Annotated in this window: 1 pseudogene; it reads left to right on the top strand. The window is 54.2% G+C overall.

Annotated features, from left to right (window positions below):
* Positions 1 to 1,031, top strand: a pseudogene (locus tag ACJHYR_RS27790) (hypothetical protein); the annotation flags it as partial.
* Positions 1,032 to 1,145 lie beyond the last annotated feature (114 nt).

Raw genomic sequence — 1,145 nt, 5'->3', positions numbered from 1 at the left:
AGGGGGATAAAGGAGATCCGGGAGGTCCACAGGGACCAAAAGGTGAAACAGGTGAACGTGGTCCGGCAGGTCCACAGGGACCAAAGGGCGATACAGGTGAACGTGGCCCGGCAGGTCCACAGGGACTAAAGGGGGATACAGGTGAACGCGGCCCGGCAGGTCCTCAGGGACTAAAGGGCGATACAGGAGCACGCGGTCCGGCAGGTCCACAGGGAGCAAAGGGTGAAACAGGTGCACGCGGCCCGGCAGGTCCACAGGGAGCAAAGGGTGAAACAGGTGCACGCGGCCCGGCAGGTCCACAGGGACCAAAAGGTGAAAGAGGTGAACGCGGCCCGGCAGGTCCACAGGGAGCAAAGGGTGAAACAGGTGCACGCGGTCCGGCAGGTCCTCAGGGACCAAGAGGAGAGTCATCCCGTGGACAACTGCTGAATGGTGATCTGAACCGACTGGGACGAGTGACCGATCAGGGTGATTATTATCAGCCATCAGACAGTGGGGCTACACGAGAAAATAATTATCCGATTCAGAGAGCGGGTTATCTTCAGGTAAGAGTTGGTGCATGGGGATATTGCCAGCATGAATATACAACCTGGAACCCACCACGAAAGTTCGTAAGAACTGTTACTGGTAATTTTACCGGTAATGGCCCCTGGTCTGAATGGAAAGAGCTGGGAGCCCAGGGGGAGCGTGGTCCACAGGGGCCAAGAGGGTATACAGGTGCACGCGGGCCGACAGGTCCACAGGGGCCAAGAGGAGAAGCGGGGCGGCCAGCGAGCGTCGGAAGTGTTTATTCCGTGGGGTCTTATGTTCTGGGGATCATAGACCGAAATCATGAGGTAACAAATACCCGTCAAATACCCGGGTATCGTATCAGACAGGCCGTTATTGTGTCGTCGTCATCGGATAAACTTACAGATATCCGCTTTTTATTTGGCAATCCTATGCTTGGTACATGGATGTTATGCACAACTAACATGACGGTGAATAATATCAGTGGGACGATTTGGGGCCTGTTTCAGAGAATACTGTGACAGGGGGAGAAATGAATGAAGGTCGATAAAATCACGTCACCAGTGTGGGCTGACAGGGGTCATACGACCATAAACTGTATAGTGAAGTTTTCAGACGCGGAAACAGAATGTGTA

Source organism: Escherichia sp. WS1450 (assembly GCF_046487395.1).
In the GTDB taxonomy this organism is placed as follows: domain Bacteria; phylum Pseudomonadota; class Gammaproteobacteria; order Enterobacterales; family Enterobacteriaceae; genus Escherichia; species Escherichia coli.
This window is presented reverse-complemented; position numbering and strand designations above follow the sequence as displayed.